Origin of the sequence: Allonocardiopsis opalescens, assembly GCF_003002095.1 — a bacterium.
Taxonomy (GTDB): domain Bacteria; phylum Actinomycetota; class Actinomycetes; order Streptosporangiales; family Streptosporangiaceae; genus Allonocardiopsis; species Allonocardiopsis opalescens.
Map to the genome: position 1 here is coordinate 404,229 of NZ_PVZC01000001.1, position 20,188 is coordinate 424,416.

Here is a 20,188-nt window from a genome sequence, read left to right on the forward strand (position 1 = left end):
CCTAGGGGCGAGGTAGGGGTGGGACCGGTGTGCGCGTCTCCGTAATGTGCATTCCGGTATGCCGGGCGCCATTTGCCTGTCCATGTGCTCATGCGGTTCCGGCCGTCCGCCCGGTGCGCACAATTCTTTATTTCGACGTCGCGGGATCTGTGATCGAGGTGACTCGGTGGTAAACGAGCAGAAGCTGGTCGACTACCTCAAGCGGGCCACCGCGGATCTGCGCGACGCACGGCGGCGGCTGCACGAGGCCGAGCAGCGCGAGTACGAGCCGATCGCGATCGTGGGCATGGCCTGCCGCTACCCGGGCGGCGTGGCGAGCCCCGAGGACCTGTGGCGGCTGGTCGAGCGGGGCGGCGACGGCATCACCCCGTTCCCGGCCGACCGGGGCTGGGACCTGGAGCGGCTCTACGACCCCTCGGGCGAGGCGCCGGGCTCGGTCTACACCCGCGAGGGCGGCTTCCTGCACGACGCGGCCGAGTTCGACCCGGACCTGTTCGGGATCAGCCCGCGCGAGGCGCTGACCATGGACCCGCAGCAGCGGCTGCTGCTGGAGACCTCCTGGGAGGCGCTGGAGCGGGCCGGCATCGACCCGGCCGGGCTCAAGGGCAGCCCGTCCGGCGTCTTCGCCGGGGTGATGTACCACGACTACGGCCGCAGCAGCAGCGACGGCAACATGGTGTCGGGCCGGGTCGCCTACACCTTCGGCCTCGAGGGCCCCGCGGTGACGGTCGACACCGCCTGCTCCTCCTCCCTGGTCGCCCTGCACCTCGCCGCCCACTCGCTGCGGCGCGGCGAGTGCCGCCTGGCGCTGGCCGGCGGCGTCTCCGTCATGGCCACCCCCGAGTCCTTCGTGGAGTTCAGCGAGCAGCGCGGGCTGTCGGCGGACGGCCGGTGCAAGTCCTTCTCCGACGCCGCCGACGGGGTCGGCTGGTCCGAGGGCGTCGGCGTGCTGGTGCTGGAGCGCCTGTCGGACGCCCGCCGCAACGGGCACCGGGTGCTCGCGGTGGTGCGCGGCAGCGCGGTGAACCAGGACGGCGCCTCCAACGGGATCACCGCCCCCAACGGCCCCTCCCAGCAGCGGGTGATCCGGCAGGCGCTGGCGAGCGCGGGAGTGCCGGCCGACCAGGTGGACGCCGTGGAGGCGCACGGCACCGGCACCACGCTGGGCGACCCGATCGAGGCGCAGGCGCTGATCGCCACCTACGGACAGGAGCGCCCCGAAGGGCGGCCGCTGTACCTCGGCTCGGTCAAGTCCAATATCGGGCACACCCAGGCGGCGGCGGGCGTCGCGGGCGTGATCAAGATGGTGCAGGCGATGCGGCACGGGGTGCTGCCCCGCACGCTGCACGCTGAGGCGCCCTCGTCGCAGGTGGACTGGTCGGCCGGGACCGTGGAACTGCTCACCGGGCCGCGCGCCTGGGCGGCCGAGGGCCGCCCCCGCCGGGCCGGGGTGTCGTCCTTCGGCATCAGCGGCACCAACGCGCACGTCATCATCGAGCAGGCGCCGGCCGAGGAACCGGCCGACACGGCGGCCGAGCCCGCCGCCGGGGCTCCGGCCGTACCGCCGGTGGTCCCGGTGCTGGTGTCGGGCCGGGGCGAGCGGGGCCTGGCCGCCCAGGCCGGGCGGCTGGCCGACTTCCTCGCCGAGCAGGCCGACGCCGGGCTGCCCGACGTGGCGGCGGCACTGGTGACCACCCGCTCGCTGCTGGACCACCGCGGTGCGGTGGTGGCGGCCGACCGCGCCGAGGCGGTGGCCGGGCTGCGCGCGCTCGCGGCGGGCGAGCCGCACCCGGGCCTGGTGCGGGGGGCGGCGCGCGAGGGCGGGCTGGCCGTCGTCTTCTCCGGCCAGGGCTCGCAGCGGCTCGGCATGGGCCGTGAACTGCACGCCGCCTTCCCGGTGTTCGCCGACGCCTTCGACGAGCTGTGCGGCGCCTTCGACGGGCCGCTCGCGGCGGCGCTGGCCGAGGCGGGGGCCGCGTCGCTGCGCGAACTGCTGTGGGCCGAACCCGGCGGCCCGCACGAGGGCCTGGTCGACCAGACCCTCTACACCCAGGCCGGCCTGTTCGCCTTCGAAGTCGCGCTGTTCCGGCTGCTGGAGTCCTGGGGCGTGCGCCCGGACTTCCTGGCGGGCCACTCCATCGGCGAGATCAGCGCCGCGCATGTCGCCGGGGTGCTCTCCCTGGCCGACGCGTGCGCGCTGGTCGCGGCCCGGGGCCGGCTGATGCAGGCGCTCCCGGACGGCGGGGTGATGGTGGCGGTGCAGGCCGCCGAGGACACCGTGCTGCCCTTCCTGGCCGGCGCCGAGGACCGGGTGGGGATCGCGGCCGTGAACGGCCCGGCCTCGGTCGTGGTCTCCGGTGACCGCGAGGCGGTGGCCGGGATCGCCGCCCGGTTGGCCGAGTCGGGGCACAAGACGCGGCCGCTGCGGGTCTCGCACGCCTTCCACTCGCCGCTGATGGAGCCGATGCTCGCGGAGTTCGCGGCCGCGATCGGCGGCCTGTCCTTCCAGGCGCCGCGCGTCCCCGTGGTGTCCAACGTGACCGGCGCCGTGGCGGGGGACGAGATCGCCACCCCGGACTACTGGGTGGAGCACGTGCGCGCCGCCGTGCGCTTCGGCGACGGCGTCCGGACCCTGCACGACCAGGGCGTGCGCACGTTCCTGGAGGTCGGCCCGGACAGCGTGCTGGCGGCCATGGGGCCGCCGAACCTGCCCGAGGAGGCCGAGGCGCGCTTCACCGCCGCCGCCCGCCGCGACCGCGACGAGGTGCGGCAGGCCGTCACCGCGCTGGCGGAGCTGCACGCCCGCGGCGCGCGGGTGGACTGGAGCCCGCTGCTCCCCGAGGCGGCCGGCCCGGTGGAGCTGCCCACCTACGCCTTCCAGCGGCAGCGCTACTGGCTCGACTCGCCCGGCGCCGCCGCGGCCGACCCGGCCCGGCTCGGCCAGGCCGCCGCCGGCCACCCGGTGCTCGGCGCGGTCGTCGCCGCCCCGGACGGCGGCGCGGTCACCCTGACCGGCCGCATCTCGCTGGACACGCACCCCTGGCTGGCCGAGCACCGGGTCCACGGCACCGTGCTGGTGCCCGGCACCGCCCTGGTGGAGCTGGCCGTGCGGGCCGGCGACGAGGCGGGCTGCGGCGTCCTCGCCGAGCTGGCCCTGGAGGCGCCGCTGGTGGTCCGCGACGCCGCCCCGGTCGTGATCCGGGTGGTGGTGGACGCCGCCGACGAGGCGGGCCGCCGGAGCGTGGGCGTCTACGCCCGCCCGCAGGACGGCCCGGCCGAGGACGGCTGGGTCCGGCACGCCGCCGGCATGCTCGTTCCCGCCGGCGGGGGCGCCGCCCTCCCGGTCGCGGACTCCGCCGCCTGGCCGCCCCCGGGCGCCGAACCGGTCGCTCTGGACGGCTTCTACCAGCGGCAGGCCGGGACCGGCCTGGAGTACGGGCCGCTCTTCCAGGGGCTGCGCAGCGTCTGGCGGCGCGGCGAGGAGGTCTTCGCCGAGGCGGCGCTGCCCGAAGGCGAGGCGCCCGGCGCCTTCGGCATCCACCCCGCCCTGTTCGACGCCGCCCTGCACGCCGCCGCCTTCGCCGGCGGCGCGGCCGAGCCGGACGCCCCGACCGTCCCCTTCGCCTGGTCGGACGTCGAACTGCACGCCGGCGGCGCCACCCGGGTGCGGGTGCGCGTCGCCCCCGGCGAGGGCGGCGGCCTGTCCATCGCGCTGGCGGACCCCTCCGGCGGCCCTGTCGCCTCGGTGCGCTCGCTGGTCACCCGCGAGGTGTCCCGCGACCGGCTCGACGCCGCCCCGGGGGGTGAGCCGCTGTACCGGGTCGAGTGGACCGCAGTGCCGGTTCCATCCGGCGCGGCGCCCGCCCCCGCCCTGGTACCGGACGCGGACGCCGCCTCCCTCGCCGCCATCGGCGGCGGGGACGCGGCACCGGGCGACGGCCCGGCCGGCGCCGTGGTGCTGCCCGCCGTCTCCGCACCGGGCGGAGCCGGACTCCCGGAGGCGGTCCGGGCGCTGACGCACCGCGTGCTCGCCGGGGTCCAGGCGGTGCTGGCCGAGGACGGGCCCGCCGGCGCGCGCCTGGTGGTGGTCACCCGGGGCGCGGTCGAGGCGGTGCCGGGCGAGGGCGTGGCGGACCTGGCGGCGGCCGCGGTGTGGGGACTGGTGCGCTCCGCGCAGGCCGAGCACCCGGGGCGCTTCGCCCTGGTGGACACCGACGCCTCCGTCCCGCTCGCCGAGCTGGCCGCGCTCACCGCGTCGGGCGCCCCCGAACTCGCCGCCCGCGACGGCGCGGTGCTGGCCCCCCGGCTGGTGCGCCTGCACGGCGCGGACGGGCCGGCCGCGCGGCCGGAGCTGCCGGGCACGGTGCTGGTCACGGGTGGTACCGGTGGGCTGGGCGCGCTGGTGGCGCGGCATCTGGTGGCCGAGTACGGGGTGCGGAGCCTGCTGCTGGCGAGCCGGCGCGGCCCGGATGCGCCGGGCGCGGCCGAACTGGTGGCGGAGCTGGAGAGTGCGGGCGCCTCGGTGCGGGTGGCCGCGTGCGACGTGTCGGACCGGGCGGCGCTGCGCGCGCTGCTGGACTCCGTTCCGGCCGGGGCCCCGCTGGCGGGTGTGGTGCATACGGCGGGCGTCCTGGACGACGGAGTCGTCACCGCGCTGACGCCCGAGCGGCTGGACGCCGTCCTGGCGCCGAAGGCGGACGCCGGCTGGCACCTGCACGAACTCACCCGCGAGCTGGACCTGGGCATGTTCGTGCTGTTTTCCTCCACCTCGGGCCTGGTGGACGGCGCCGGGCAGGCGGGCTACGCCGCGGCCAACACCTTCCTGGACGCCCTGGCCCAGCACCGGCGGGTGGCCGGGCTGCCCGCGGTCTCGCTGGCCTGGGGCCTGTGGGAGCAGGCGGGCGGTATGGCCGGCGGGCTGGACGCCGCGGCCCGCTCGCGGCTGGCCCGTTCGGGCGCGCTCCCGCTGCCCGACGCCGAAGGGCTGCGGCTGCTCGACACCGCCGTCCGGACCGGGCTGCCGGTGCTCGCCCCGGTGAAGTGGGACCTCGCCGCCCTGCGGGCCAGGGGCGAGGAGCTGCCCGCGCTGCTGCGCGGCCTGGCCGGCCGCCCGGCGCGCCGGACCGCCGCGGCGGCGGGCGGCGGCTCGGCGCTGGCCGAGCGGCTGGCGGGGGTGGAGGCGTCGCGCCGCCGGGCCGCGGTGGTGGAGCTGGTGGCGGCACAGGTGGCGGCGGTGCTGGGCTACGCCGACGCCAAGGGCGTCGAGCCGGCGCGCGCCTTCCAGGACCTGGGCTTCGACTCGCTGACGGCGGTGGAGTTCCGCAACGGGCTGAGCAAGGCGACCGGGTTGCGGCTCCCGGCCACGCTGGTCTTCGACCACCCGACACCCCTGGCGCTGGCCGAGCACCTGCTGGCCGAGGTCGACGGCGCGGCCGACCGGTCGGGGGCGGTCATGGCGGTCGGCGCGACCGACGAGCCGATCGCCATCGTCGGCATGGCCTGCCGGTACCCGGGCGGGGTGAGCAGCCCGGACGAGCTGTGGCGGCTGGTGGCCGAGGGCGGCGACGGCATCTCCCTGTTCCCGACCGACCGGGGCTGGGACCTGGACGGCCTCTACGACCCGGAAGGCCGGCGGCCGGACACCTCGGTGACCCGCGAGGGCGGCTTCCTGCACGACGCCGCCGACTTCGACCCCGGCTTCTTCGGCATCAGCCCGCGCGAGGCGCTGGCCATGGACCCCCAGCAGCGGCTGCTGCTGGAGACCTCCTGGGAGGCCGTCGAACACGCCGGGATCGACCCCGCCGGGCTCAAGGGCAGCCCCACCGGCGTCTTCGCGGGCATGATGTACCACGACTACGCGAGCGGCGGCACCGGCGGCAGCATGGTGTCGGGCCGCGTCGCCTACACCCTCGGCCTGGAGGGCCCGGCGGTCACCGTGGACACCGCCTGCTCGTCCTCGCTGGTCGCGCTGCACTGGGCGGCGCAGGCGCTGCGCTCCGGCGAGTGCTCCCTCGCCCTGGCCGGGGGCGTCACCGTCATGGCCACCCCCGACTCCTTCATCGCCTTCACCCAGGAGCGCGGCCTCGCCCGCGACGGCCGGTGCAAGTCCTTCTCCGACGCCGCCGACGGGGTGGCCTGGGGCGAGGGCGTCGGCGTGCTGGTGCTGGAGCGGCTGTCGGACGCCCGCCGCAAGGGCCACCGCGTCCTCGCGGTCGTCCGGGGCTCGGCGACCAACCAGGACGGCGCCTCCAACGGCATCACCGCGCCCAACGGCCCGTCCCAGATGCGGGTCATCCGGCAGGCGCTGGCGAGCGCCGGGCTCACCCCGTCCGAGGTGGACGTGGTGGAGGCGCACGGGACCGGCACCACTCTGGGCGACCCGATCGAGGCGCAGGCCCTCCTGGCCACCTACGGGCAGGAGCGCCCCGAGGGCCGACCGCTGTACCTGGGCTCGCTGAAGTCCAACATCGGGCACACGCAGGCGGCGGCGGGCGTCGCGGGCGTGATCAAGATGGTGCAGGCGATGCGGCACGGCGTCATGCCGAAGACGCTGCACGTGGACGCGCCCAGCACCAAGGTGGACTGGTCGGCGGGCGCGGTCGAGCTGCTGACCGAGCCGCGCCCCTGGGAGGCGGACGGGCATCCGCGCCGGGCGGGAGTCTCGTCCTTCGGCATCAGCGGCACCAACGCGCACGTGATCATTGAGCAGCCCCCAGCGGAGGCCGCGGAGCCGGTTGAGGACGGCCCCGAACCCGCGGTGGTGCCGTGGCCGCTGTCGGCGAAGACCGCCGAGGCGCTGCGCGCGCAGGCGGGGCGCCTCGCCGACCGGCTGGCCGAGCTGCCCGAGGCGCGGCCGCTCGACGTGGCGCACGCCCTCGCCACCACCCGGACCGAGTTGGAGCACCGCGCGGTCGTGGTGGTGCGCGACGGCGCGGCGGCGCCGGGAGAGCTGCGCGCCCTGGCCGAGGGGCGGGACGGCGCGGGCGCGGTGGCGGGCGCGGCGGGCCCGACGGCGGCGGAGGCGGTGTTCGTCTTCCCCGGCCAGGGCTCGCAGTGGCCGGGGATGGGCCTGGAGCTGCTGGAGACCTCCCCGGAGTTCGCCCGGGCGCTGGGCGAGTGCGCCGCCGCGGTGGAGCGGCACGTCGACTGGCGCGTCCTGGACGTGCTGCGCGGCGTCGAGGGCGCGCCCTCGCTGGAGCGGGTCGACGTGGTGCAGCCGGTGCTGTGGGCGGTGATGGTCTCCCTGGCCGAGCTGTGGCGCTCGGCGGGTGTCACCCCGGCCGCGGTGGTCGGGCACTCGCAGGGCGAGGTGGCGGCGGCCTGCGTCGCCGGGGCGCTCTCACTCGACGACGGCGCCCGGATCGCGGTGGCGCGCAGCCGCGCCGTGGCCGAGCGGCTGACCGGGCTCGGCGGCGGGATGCTGTCGGTGGGGCTGCCCGAGGAGCGGGTGCGCGAGCTGCTGGCCGAGCGGGGCGACGGGCTCTCGCTGGCGGTGGTCAACGGCGCCGGCTCGGTGGTCGTCTCCGGTGACGGCGCCGCCCTGGACGCGCTCGCCGCCGACCTCAGGCGCGACGACGTGCGGGTCAAGCGGGTGCCGGTGGACTACGCCTCCCACTCGGCGCACGTGGAGGTGCTGCGGGACGGCCTGCTGGCCGAACTCGCCGGGATCGAGCCGCGCCTCGCCGCGGTGCCCTTCCACTCCACGGTGACCGGGAACGTGGTGGCGGACACCACCGCCCTGGACGCCGAATACTGGTACGCGAACCTGCGGGAGACCGTCTCCTTCGCCCGCGTCACCCGGGACCTGCTCGCGAGCGGTGTCCGCGCCTTCGTGGAGCTGAGCCCGCACCCGGTGCTGACGATGGCCGTCGAGGAGACCGCCGCGGCCGCCGGCGCCGACGACGTGCTGGCGGTCGGCACCCTGCGCCGCGACGACGGCGGCCCGGACCGGCTCATCGCCTCCCTGGGCCAGGCCTGGGCGCACGGCGTGCCGGTGGACTGGTCCGCGCTGCTCACCGGGGCCGCGCCCCGCCACGTCGAGCTGCCCACCTACCCCTTCCAGCGCAGCCGCTTCTGGATGGACGGCGCGGCCGGGGCGGCCGACGTCACCGCGGCGGGCCTGCGCTCGGCCGAGCACCCCGTGCTCGGCGCGGTGGTGGCCGCTCCCGACGGCGCCGCGACGCTGACCGGCCGGCTGTCGCTGGACGCCCAGCCGTGGCTGGCCGAGCACCGGGTGCTGGACGCCGTGCTCGTCCCGGGCAGCCTGCTGGCGGAGCTGGCCGTCCGCGCCGGGGACGAGGTCGGCTGCCCGGTGCTGGACGAACTGGCCCTGGACACCCCGCTGGTCCTGGACGAGCGGGACCGCTTCGCCGTCCAGGTGGTGGTGGCCGCCGCCGGCGCCTCCGGCCGGCGCGGCGTCGAGCTGTACGCCCGGCCCGAGCACGCCGGCCCCGAGCAGCGCTGGTCGCGCCTGGGCGGCGGTGTGCTCGCCCCGGCGGAGGCCGCGCCGCCCGCCCAGGACGCCGAACTCGCGTCCTGGCCCCCTCCGGGGGCACGCCAGGTCCCGGTCGCGCCGGACGGCGACGCGGCCCGGCCCGCCGGGCTGCGGGCGCTCTGGCGGCGCGGCGACGAGGTTTTCGCCGAGGTCGCGGCGCCCGGCGACGGGACGGCCGCCGCCTTCGGACTGCACCCGGCGCTGCTGGACGCGGCGCTGCGCGCGGCCGCGCCGCCCGGGACCGCAGAGGGCCCCGCGCTGCCCTGGGAGTGGTCCGGGCTGCGGCTGCACGCGGCGGGCGCCGAGCGGATCCGGGCGCGGATCGCCTCCGACGGCGCGGGCGGGCAGGCCGTCACCCTCGCCGACCCGGCGGGCGGCCCGGTCGCCGAGGTGCGCTCCGTCCGCCGCCGCCCGCTCTCGGCCGAGCGGCTGGAGGCGGCGCGCGCTGAGCACCGCGGCCGCGCGGGCGCGCTGTACCGGCTGGAGTGGGCGGCCGAGCCCGCGGCGGCCGGCCCCGCGCCCGGACCGGGCGCCGGTGAGGCGGCGATCATCGGCGCCGACCCCTTCGGCCTCGGCGCGGCCCTCGGCGGCGCCGTCGCCTACCCCGACGTGGCCGCGCTGGCCGCGGCCGCCGGCGGGGCGGCGCCCCGGATGGCGCTGCTGAGCTGCCCGCCCGCCCCGGCGGACGAGGCCGTCCGGGAGGCGGACGGCGGTGTCCTGGCCGCCGTGCGGGCCTGGGCGGCCGGGGAGGGACCTGCGGGCACCACGCTCGTCGTGGTCACCAGGGGCGCGGTGGCCGCCGCCGACGCCGACGCCCCCGACCCGGCGGGCGCCGCGGTGTGGGGGCTGGTGCGCGCCGCCCAGGCGGAGGCGCCCGGCCGCTTCGCGCTGGCCGACGCCGACGACCCGGCCGGCGCGCTCGGCGCCGTCCTCGCGGCCGTCGCGGCGCGGTCGGCGGACAATGTGCAGCTGGCCGTGCGCGCGGGCACCGTCCTCAGCCCCCGGCTGGCCGTGGCGCGGCCGCCGGCCGAGGCCCGGCCGCCGGCGCTCGACCCGGCCGGGACGGTGCTGCTCACCGGAGCGGCCGACCCGCGGGCCGGTGCCGTCGCCCGCAGGCTGCTCGCCGAGCACGGCGCCCGCACGCTGCTGCTGGCCCACTCCGGTGGCCCGGACGCGGCCGAGGCGGCCCGCCTGACCGCCGAACTGGCCGGGCTCGGCGCGTCCGCCCGCGCCGCCGCCTGCGACCCCGCCGACCGCGAGGCGCTGCGCGGGCTGCTGGCCGGGCTGCCCGCCGACGCGCCGCTGACCGGGGTCGTGCACATCCCGGAGCCGGTGGAGGGCGGACCGCTCGCCGGGCCGGCCCCCATCGGGCTCGACGCGGTGTCCCGCGCGCAGGACGCAGCCCGCAACCTGCACGAACTCACCAGCGGACTCGACCTCTCCCTCTTCGTGCTGTTCTCCACGGCCGCCGGCACGCTCCCCGCCGCGGGCGAGGCCGCGCCCGCCATGGCCGGCGCCTACCTGGACGCCCTCGCACGGCGGCGCAGCGCGGCCGGGCTGCCGGCGCGCTCGCTCGCCTGGGGCCGCTGGGAGTCCGACGCGGAGTCCGACGCCGCCGCCGCGCCCCCCGCCGACCTGGGTCTGGGCGAGGCCGAGGCGATGGAACTGCTCGGGGCGGCGCTCGGCCTGGCCGAGCCCGCGGTCGTGGCCGCGCGCTGGGACCTGGCCGGCCTGCGCCGGCTGGCCGCCGAGCAGGTACCGCCGGTGGCGCGCGGGCTGCTCGGCGGGCCGGCCCGCCGAGCGGCCGCCGGGGCGCTGGAGGACGAGCCGGTCCGGACCCGGCTGGCCGAGCGGCTGGCCGGGCTGGACGAGGCGGAGCAGCGGTCGCTGCTGGTCGAGCTGGTGCGCACGCACGCGGCCGCGGTGCTCGGCCACGACGGCGCCGCGGACGTCGATCCGGCCCTCGCCTTCCAGGACCTGGGCTTCGCCTCGCTGACCGCCGTCGAGCTGCGCAACCGGCTCAGCGGCGCCACCGGGATGCGGCTGCCCGCCACACTCGTCTTCGACCACCCCACCCCCGCCGCCCTGGCCGGCTACCTGCTCGCCGAACTGACCCAGACGGCCGCCGCGCCGCCGCCGGTCCGCGCCGCCGCCGCCTCGGACGAGCCGATCGCGATCGTCGGGATGGCCTGCCGGTATCCGGGCGGGGTGGCGAGCCCCGAGGACCTGTGGCGGCTGGTGGCCGAGGGCGGCGACGGGATCACCGAGTTCCCGGCCGACCGGGGCTGGGACCTGGAGCGGCTCTACGACCCCGACCCGAACCGGTCCGGCACCTCCTACGTCCGCGAGGGCGGCTTCCTGCACGACGCGACCGACTTCGACGCCGCCTTCTTCGGGATCAGCCCCCGCGAGGCGCTGGCCATGGACCCCCAGCAGCGCCTCGTGCTGGAGACCTCGTGGGAGGCGCTCGAACGCGCGGGGCTCGACCCCGACGCGCTGCGCGGCGAGCCGGTCGGCGTCTTCGTCGGCGCGGGCGACCTGGACTACGCCGCCCCGCCCGCCGAGATGCCCGAGGACATGGAGGCGTACCTGATCAGCGGCGGCTCGGCCGCCGTGGTCTCGGGCCGGGTCTCCTACGCCCTCGGCCTTGAGGGCCCCGCGGTGACGGTGGACACCGCCTGCTCGTCCTCGCTGGTGGCGCTGCACTGGGCGTCGCAGGCGCTGCGGTCGGGGGAGTGCTCCCTCGCGCTGGCGGGCGGCGTCTCCGTCATGTCCACGGCCGACGGCTTCGTGGTCTTCAGCCGGCAGAGCGGCCTGGCGCCGGACGGACGGTGCAAGCCCTTCGCGGACGCGGCCGACGGCACCGGCTGGTCCGAGGGGGTGGGCATGCTGGTGCTGGAGCGGCTCTCCGACGCCCGCCGCAACGGCCATCACGTGCTCGCCGTGGTGCGGGGCTCGGCCGTCAACCAGGACGGCGCCTCCAACGGGCTGACCGCGCCGAACGGCCCCTCGCAGCAGCGGGTGATCCGTCAGGCGCTGGCCAGTGCGGAGGTGGCGCCCGACCAGGTCGACGTGGTCGAGGCGCACGGCACCGGGACCACGCTGGGCGACCCGATCGAGGCGCAGGCGCTGATCGCCACCTACGGGCAGGACCGGCCCGAGGACCGGCCGCTCTACCTCGGTTCGCTGAAGTCCAATATCGGGCACGCCCAGGCGGCGGCCGGCGTCGGCGGCGTCATCAAGATGGTGATGGCCATGCGGCACGGCGTCATGCCCCGCACCCTGCACGTGGACGCGCCGTCCTCGCAGGTGGACTGGGCGGCCGGCGCGGTGGAGCTGCTGACCGAGCCGCGCCCGTGGGACGAGCCCGGCGACCGGCCCCGGCGCTTCGGAGTCTCCTCCTTCGGCGTCAGCGGCACCAACGCGCACGCGATCATCGAGCAGCCCCCGGCCGCGCCGGGCGGCGGCGAGGACCCGGCCGCGCCGCTCCCGCTGGTGCCGCTGGCGGTGTCGGCCCGGACGCCCGGCGCCCTGGCCGCCCAGGCCGGGCGGCTGGCCGCCTTCCTGGCCGAGCACGGCGGGACCGGCCTCCCCGAGGCCGCCGCGGCGCTGGCGGGCGGGCGCGCGGCACTGGAGCACCGCGCCGTCGTGCTGGCCGCCGACCGCGCCGAGGCCCTGGCCGGGCTGGCCGCCCTGGCCGCCGGTGAGCCGCACCCCGGCGTCGCGCGGGGCGCTGTCCGGCCCGGGCGCCTGGCGGTGCTCTTCTCCGGGCAGGGTTCGCAGCGGCTCGGGATGGGGCGGGAGCTGTATGCCGCCTTCCCGGTGTTCGCCGAGGGTTTCGATGAGCTGTGCGGTGCCTTGGACGGGCCGCTCGCGGCGGCGCTGGCCGAGGCGGGGGCCGCTTCGCTGCGCGAGGTGCTGTGGGCCGGGCCGGAGTCCGACGCCGCCGGGCTGCTGGACCGGACCGTGTTCACCCAGGCGGGGCTGTTCGCCTTCGAGGTGGCGCTGTTCCGGCTGGTGGAGTCGTGGGGGGTGCGTCCGGACTTCCTGGCGGGCCACTCGATCGGGGAGATCAGCGCCGCGCACGTGGCCGGGGTGCTGTCGCTGGCGGACGCGTGCGCGCTGGTGGCGGCGCGCGGGCGCCTGATGCAGGCGCTCCCGGCGGGCGGGATGATGGTGGCGGTGCAGGCGGCCGAGGACGAGGTCGTCCCGCTGCTCGCCGGGATCGAGGACCGGGTCGGGATCGCGGCCGTCAACGGCCCGAACTCCGTCGTGGTCTCCGGTGCCCGCGAGGCGGTGGCCGACGTGGCGGCGCGGCTGGCCGAGGCGGGGCACAAGACGCGTGAGCTGCGGGTGTCGCACGCCTTCCACTCGCCGCTGATGGAGCCGATGCTGGCGGAGTTCGCGGCCGCGATCGCGGATCTGCGCTTCCAGGCGCCGCGCGTTCCCGTGGTGTCCAACGTGACCGGTGCCCTGGCCGGGGACGAGATCGCCACCCCCGGCTACTGGGTGCGGCACGTGCGCGCCGCCGTGCGCTTCGGCGACGGCGTCCGGACCCTGCACGAGCAGGGCGTCCGCTCCTTCCTGGAGATCGGTCCCGACAGCGTGCTCGCCTCCCCGGTGCTGGAGACCCTGGGCGAGGCGGCCGAGCAGGCCGCCGTGGCGGCCGCCGCGCGCCGCGACCGCGACGAGGTGCGGCAGGCCGTGGCCGCGCTGGCGACCCTGCACGTCCACGGCCTGCGCCCGGACTGGACCGCCCTGCTGGCCGGGCGCGTCGCCGGGCCCGTGGTCGCGGAGCTGCCCACCTACGCCTTCCAGCGGGAGCGGTACTGGCTGCGCCCCTCCGGCGGGTCCGGCGACGTCGCCGCAGCCGGGCTCCGCCCCGCGGACCACCCGCTGCTGGGCGCCGTGGTGGCGGCACCCGAGGGCGGCGCGGTGACGCTGACCGGGCGCCTGTCCCTGGACACCCAGCCCTGGCTGGGCGAGCACCGGCTGGGCGGCGCGGCGGTGCTGCCCGGCAGCGCCCTGGTCGAACTGGCGATCCGGGCCGGCGACGAAGCCGGCTGCGGCGTCCTCGCGGAGCTGGCCGTGGACGCCCCGCTCGTCCTGGACGAGCGGGCGCGCCTCGCGCTCCAGGTCGTGGTGGGCGCCGCCGACGCGGCGGGCCGCCGGACCGTGGCCGTGCACACCCGCCCGGAGGACGCCCCCGCCGGCACCGGCTGGACCCGCCACGCCGCCGGCCTGCTCGCCCCCGCCGCGCCGGCGCCCGCGGCGCCCCCCGCCGACCTGTCGGTGTGGCCGCCCCGCGACGCGGTGCCGCTGGACCCGGCGGAGGCGTCCGCCCACGCGGCCGAGGCGGGCCACCTCCGGGGGCCGGCCTTCCAGGGCCTGCGGGCCGCCTGGCGGCGCGGCGACGAGATCTTCGCCGAAGTCGCGCTGCCCGAGCAGGCAGGGCCGGTCGACGGCTACGGCATCCACCCCGCCCTGCTGGACGCCGCCGCCCACGCGCTGGCGCCGGCCGGCGCGGACGACGCCAGACCGCTGCTGCCGGCCGCCTGGACCGGGGTGGAGCTGCACGCCTCCGGCGCCGCGGAGCTGCGCGTCCGGCTGACCGCGGACGGGGCGGAGGCCAGAGAGGTCATCCTGGCCGACGCCACCGGGGCGCCCGTCGCCGCCCTGGAGTCCGTCGCCTTCCGGCCCGCCGAGGCCGCAGGGCTGCCGGGGCCGCGCACCGACGGTCTCTACCAGGTGGAATGGATCCCGGTCGGCGCGACGGCGGCCGAGCCCCCGGCGCTGGACGGGGTGGCGGTGCTGGGCGAGGACGCCGGCCCCTTCGCCGCCGCCCTGGGCGCCGCGGTGCCGGCCCACCCCGACGTGGCGGCGCTCGCCGCCGCCGTCGAGGGAGGCGCGGCCCCGCCCGCGCTGGTGCTGCTGCCCTGCCCGCCCCGTCCCGGCGGCGGACTCCCAGGCGAGGTGCGGGCGTCCCTCGGCCGCGTCCTGGCGCACGCACGCGCCCTTCTGGCCGAGAGCCGCCTCGCGGCGGCGCGGCTGGCGGTGGTGACCAGCGGGGCGGTGGAGGCGCTGCCCGGCGAGGGCGTCGCCGACCTGGCGGCCGCGCCGGTGTGGGGCCTGATCCGGGCGGCGGAGTCCGAGGCGCCCGGCCGCTTCCGCCTCATCGACCTGGCCGACCCGGCGGACGCCTCCGGCGCGCTCGCCGCCGCGGCGCTGCCCGTCGCCGAGGCGGCGGTGCGCGGCGGCGCCCTGCTCGCCCCCCGGCTGGCCCGGTGCGCCGCGGCCGCCGGCCCGCCGCCCGCCGCGGACCCGCGGGGGACGGTGCTGATCACCGGCGGCACCGGCGGGCTGGGCGGCGTGGTCGCCCGGCACCTGGCGGCCGAGCGCGGCGTGCGGCACCTGGTGCTGGCCAGCCGCCGGGGGCCGGAAGCGCCCGGAGCGGCCGGGCTGGCCGCCGAGCTGGCCGAGCTGGGCGCGACGGCCGAGGTGGTCGCCTGCGACGTGTCCGACCGGGACGCCCTCGCCGCGCTGCTGGCCGCGATCCCGGCCGAGCGGCCGCTCACCGGTGTGGTGCACACCGCCGGCACCGTCGCCAACGCGGTCGTGCCCGACCTCACCGGGGAGCACCTGGACGCGGTGCTGGCGCCGAAGGCGGACGCGGCCTGGCACCTGCACGAGCTGACCGCGGGCGCCGGACTCGGCTTCTTCGTCATGTTCTCCTCCACCTCGGCCTGGCTGGACAACCCCGGGCAGGGCAACTACGCGGCGGCCAACCTCTTCCTGGACGCGCTCGCCCGGCACCGGCGGGCCGCCGGCCTGCCCGCCCAGTCCCTGGCCTGGGGGCTGTGGGACACCGAGCTCGGCGTCGGCGCCCTGCTCGGCGCGGCCGACGTGGCCCGGATCGAGCGGCGCGGTGTGCGGGCCCTCTCCGTCGGCCAGGGCACCGCGCTGCTGGACGCCGCCGCGGCCGTGGACGGGGCGGCGCTGCTGGCGGCCCGCTTCGACCCGGCCGCGGTCCGCTCCCGCGCGGACGGCGTACCGCCGCTGCTCAGCGGCCTGGTGCCGCGCACCCGCCGGGACGCGGCACCGGCCGCGCCGGCCGGCGGCGGGCTGCCGGAGCGGCTGGCCGCGCTGAGCGCGGCCGAGCGGGACCGGGTGCTGCTGGACCTGGTGCGCGCCCAGGTGGCCGCGGTGCTCGGCCACACCGGCCCTGGGACGATCGCGCCGGACCGCGCCTTCCAGGACCTCGGCTTCGACTCCCTCACCGCCGTGGAGCTGCGCAACGCGCTGAACTCCGCGACCGGTCTGCGGCTGTCGGCGACCGCCGTCTTCGACCACCCCTCGCCCGCGGCGCTCGCCGCCCACCTGCTCGCCGAGCTGGGCGTGGCCGGGGAGCCGAGGGGCGCCGCCGCGGCGGACGCCCCGGCGCCCACCGGCGAGCCGATCGCCGTCGTCGGCATGGCCTGCCGCTTCCCGGGCGGCGTGGCCGGCCCCGAGGACCTGTGGCGGCTGCTCGTCGAGGAGCGCGACGCCGTCGGCGGGCTGCCGGCGGACCGGGGCTGGGACCTCGACCGCCTCTACGACCCGACCGGCGAGCGCGCCGGCACCTCCTACACCCGGGCCGGCGGCTTCCTGGCGGACGCCGCCGACTTCGACCCGGCCTTCTTCGGCATCGGCCCGCGCGAGGCGCTGGGGATGGACCCGCAGCAGCGGCTGATGCTGGAGACCTCCTGGGAGGCGCTGGAGCGGGCCGGCATCGACCCGGCGGGCCTCAAGGGCAGCCGGACCGGCGTCTTCACCGGGCTCACCTACCACGACTACGCGGGCAGCAGCAGCACCGGCAACCTGGTCGCCGGCCGCGTCTCCTACACCTACGGGCTGGAGGGCCCGGCCGTCACGGTGGACACGGCCTGCTCGTCCTCGCTGGTCGCCGTGCACCTGGGCACGCAGGCGCTCCGCTCGGGCGAGTGCTCCCTGGCGCTGGCGGGCGGCGTCACCGTGATGGCCACACCGGAGTCCTTCGTGGAGTTCAGCCGCCAGGGCGGGCTGGCGCCGGACGGGCGCTGCAAGTCCTTCTCCGACGACGCCGACGGCACCGGCTGGTCCGAGGGCGTCGGCGTGCTGGTGCTGGAGCGCCTGTCGGACGCGCAGCGCAACGGGCACCGGGTGCTCGCGGTGGTGCGCGGCTCGGCCGTCAACCAGGACGGCGCCTCCAACGGGATCACCGCCCCCAACGGCCCCTCCCAGGTGCGGGTGATCCGGCAGGCGCTGGCCGCCGCCGGGGTGGAGCCCGGCGAGGTGGACGCCGTGGAGGCGCACGGCACCGGCACCACGCTGGGCGACCCGATCGAGGCGCAGGCGCTCATCACCGCCTACGGCCAGGACCGCCCGGCCGGGCGCCCGCTGTGGGTCGGCTCGCTCAAGTCCAACATCGGGCACGCCCAGGCCGCCGGGGGTGTGGCGGGCGTGATCAAGATGGTGCAGGCCATGCGGTACGGCGTACTGCCGCGCACCCTGCACGTCGCCGCCCCGACCAGCCATGTGGACTGGTCGGCCGGGGCCGTGGAGCTGCTGCGCGAGGCGCGGGCGTGGGACGGCGGCGGGCGGCCGCGCCGGGCGGGCGTGTCCGCCTTCGGCGCCAGCGGCACCAACGCGCACCTGATCCTGGAGCAGGCCCCCGAGCGGCCGCGGGAGGCTGCGCCCGAGCCGGAGCCCGGCGCGGCGCCGCCCGCCGACCTGGACCGCGCGGGCGTGTGGCCCCTGGTGCTGTCCGGCCACAGCGGCCAGGCGCTCGCCGCGCAGGCCGGCCGGCTCGCCGCGCACCTGGAGGCGCACCCCGGGCTGGAGCCGGGCGCGGTCGGCCGCGCGCTGGCCACCACCCGCACCGCGCTGGAGCACCGCGCCGTCGTGCTCGCCGGCGACCGCGGCGAGGCGCTGCGCCGGCTGGCCGAGCTGGCCGGCGGGACGGTGCCCGCCGGTGCGGTGCGAGAGGCGACCGGCCCGGCCGGCGCCGGTGCCGGCCCGGTGTTCGTCTTCCCCGGCCAGGGCTCGCAGTGGCTCGGGATGTGCGGTGAGCTGCTGGACGCCTCCCCGGTCTTCGCGCGGCACCTGGACGAGTGCGCGGCGGCCGTCGAGGAGCTGGTGGACTGGCGGCTGCGCGAGGTGCTGAGCGGCGCGGACGGGGCGCCCCCGCTGGACCGCGTCGACGTGGTGCAGCCCGCGCTGTGGGCGGTGATGGTCTCGCTGGCGCGGCTGTGGCGCTCCTTCGGGGTGGAGCCGGCCGCGGTCGTCGGCCACTCCCAGGGGGAGATCGCCGCGGCCTGCGTCGCGGGCGGCCTGTCGCTGCGCGACGGCGCCCGGATCGTGGTCACCCGCAGCCGCGCGGTGGCCGAGCGGCTGGGCGGCCTCGGCGGCGGGATGCTCGCCGTGGGCCTGCCCCCGGAGCGGGCGGCGGAGCTGGTGGCCGAGTACGACGGGGTCGCGCTGGCCGCCGCGAACGGCGCCGAGTCGGCGGTGCTGTCCGGCGACGGCGCGGAGCTGGACGCGATCGCCGAGCGGCTGCGCGCGGACAGGGTGCGCGCCAAGCGGGTGCCGGTGGACTACGCCTCGCACTCCGCGCACGTGGAGGTGCTGCGCGAGCACCTGCTGGCGGCGCTGGAGCCGGTCCGGCCCCGCTCCGGCACGGTGCCCTTCCACTCCACGGTCACCGGCGGGCGGCTGGACACCGCCGGGCTGGACGCCGCCTACTGGTACACCAACCTGCGCGAGACGGTCTCCTTCGAACAGGTCACCCGCTCCCTGCTCGACGAGGGCGCCCGCGTCTTCATCGAGATGAGCCCGCACCCGGTCCTCACCATGGCCGTGGCCGAGACCGCCGAGGCGGCCGGCGCGACCGCGGCGGCCGTGGAGTCGCTGCGGCGCGACGAGGGCGGCCTGCCCCGGATGCTGCTCTCGCTGGGCCGGGCCTGGGCGCGCGGCTGCGCGGTGGACTGGGCGCGGGTGCTGCCGGCCCGGTCCGGCGAGCCCGTCGAGCTGCCGACCTACGCCTTCCAGCGGCGCCGGTTCTGGCTGGACTCCACCGAGGCGGCGGGCGACGTCGCCGCGGCGGGCCTGGCGAGCGCCGGGCACCCGCTGCTGGCCGCCGCGGTGGCCGCGCCCGAGGGCGGCGGCGTGACGATGACCGGCCGGCTGTCCCGGGCGGCCCAGCCCTGGCTGGCGGAGTACACGCTCCTGGGCGCCGCGCTGGTCCCGGGCGCCGCCTTCGTGGAGCTGGCGGTGCGCGCGGGCGACGAGGTCGGCTGCGGCGAACTGGCCGAACTGGTCCTGGACGAACCGCTGGTGCTCGGCGAGCGGGACCGGGTCGCGCTCCAGGCGGTGGTGGGCGGCGACGACGGGACCGGGCGGCGCCCGGTGCGGGTGTACTCCCGCGCCGAGGACGCGCCCGCCGGCGCCCCCTGGACCCGGCACGCCACCGGTGTGCTGGCCGCCGGGGCGGACGCGGAGCCCGAGGCCGAGGCGGGCGCCTGGCCCCCGGCGGGCGCGGTGCCGCTGCCCCTGGACGGCTTCTACCAGCGGCTGGCCGAGCACGGCTACGGCTACGGCCCGGCTTTCCAGGGATTGCGCGCCGCCTGGCGGCACGGGGACGAGGTGCTGGCCGAGGTGGCGCTGCCGGAGGCGGCGGCGGAGGGCGCCGGCGCCTACGGGATCCACCCGGCGCTGCTGGACGCGGCCGTGCACGCCGTCTTCTTCCTCGCCGGCGGCGACCTGGGCGCCGGCGGACCGGTGGTGCCGTCCGTCTGGTCGGGGGTGCGGCTGCACGCCACCGGAGCCGCCGCCGTCCGGGTCCGCCTGGCGCCGTCCGGGCCGGACGGCGTGGCCGTCACGGTCGCCGACGCCGCGGGCGGACCGGTCGCCGCGGTCCGCTCGCTGGTGGCGGCACCGGTCCCGGCCGCCGTGCTCGCCGCGGCCGCAGGCTCCGGCCCGGCGGCCGACCAGGTGCGCGACGGCGCGCCCGCGCCCGCGCCGGTCCGCCGGGCCGCCGCGGCGGCCGGGCCCGGGGCGCCGGACCTGGCCCGCACCCTGGCCGCGCTGGAGCCGGGCGACCGGGACCGCGCCCTGCTCGACCTGGTCCGCACGCACGTCGCGGCCGTGCTCGGCCACGACGGCGCCGAGGAGGTCGAGCCGGACCGCGCCTTCAACGAGATCGGCTTCGACTCGGTCGGCGCGGTCGAACTGCGCAACCGGCTGGGCGCGGCCACCGGCCTGGACCTGCCCAAGACCGTGGTCTTCGACCACCCGACCCCGGTCGAGCTCGTCGGCTACCTGGGCGCGGCGATCGCGCCCGAGGCCGCCGACCCGGCCCGCCTGGTGCTGCTGGAGATCGACCGGCTGGAGGCGGCGCTGGCCGGGGTGACCTCCCCCAACGGGGACCATGCCCAGATCGCGGCGCGGCTGGAGGCGCTGGCCCGGCGCTGGCGCGACGACGCCGCGGCCGCGCCGGCCGAGCCCGGCGGCGACCTGGACGACGCGACCGACGACGAGATCTTCGCCGTACTCGACAGCGAACTCGGCCTCTCCGGGCCGGACGCTCCGGGGCGGCCCTGACCCCCGCGGCCGCCGCCGCACCCGACCCGCGGCCGGTCCGTGCGGACCGGCCGACCGACCGGCCGAGATTGGTGGGCC

1 protein-coding gene is annotated in these 20,188 nt (G+C 78.8%); it reads left to right on the top strand.

Annotation, left to right across the window (positions count from 1 at the left end; translation table 11 throughout):
* Window positions 1–166: 166 nt before the first annotated feature.
* A complete protein-coding gene (locus tag CLV72_RS33025; protein WP_281262383.1) occupies window positions 167–20,110 on the top strand; it encodes a type I polyketide synthase in 19,944 nt (6,647 codons plus the stop codon).
* Window positions 20,111–20,188 lie beyond the last annotated feature (78 nt).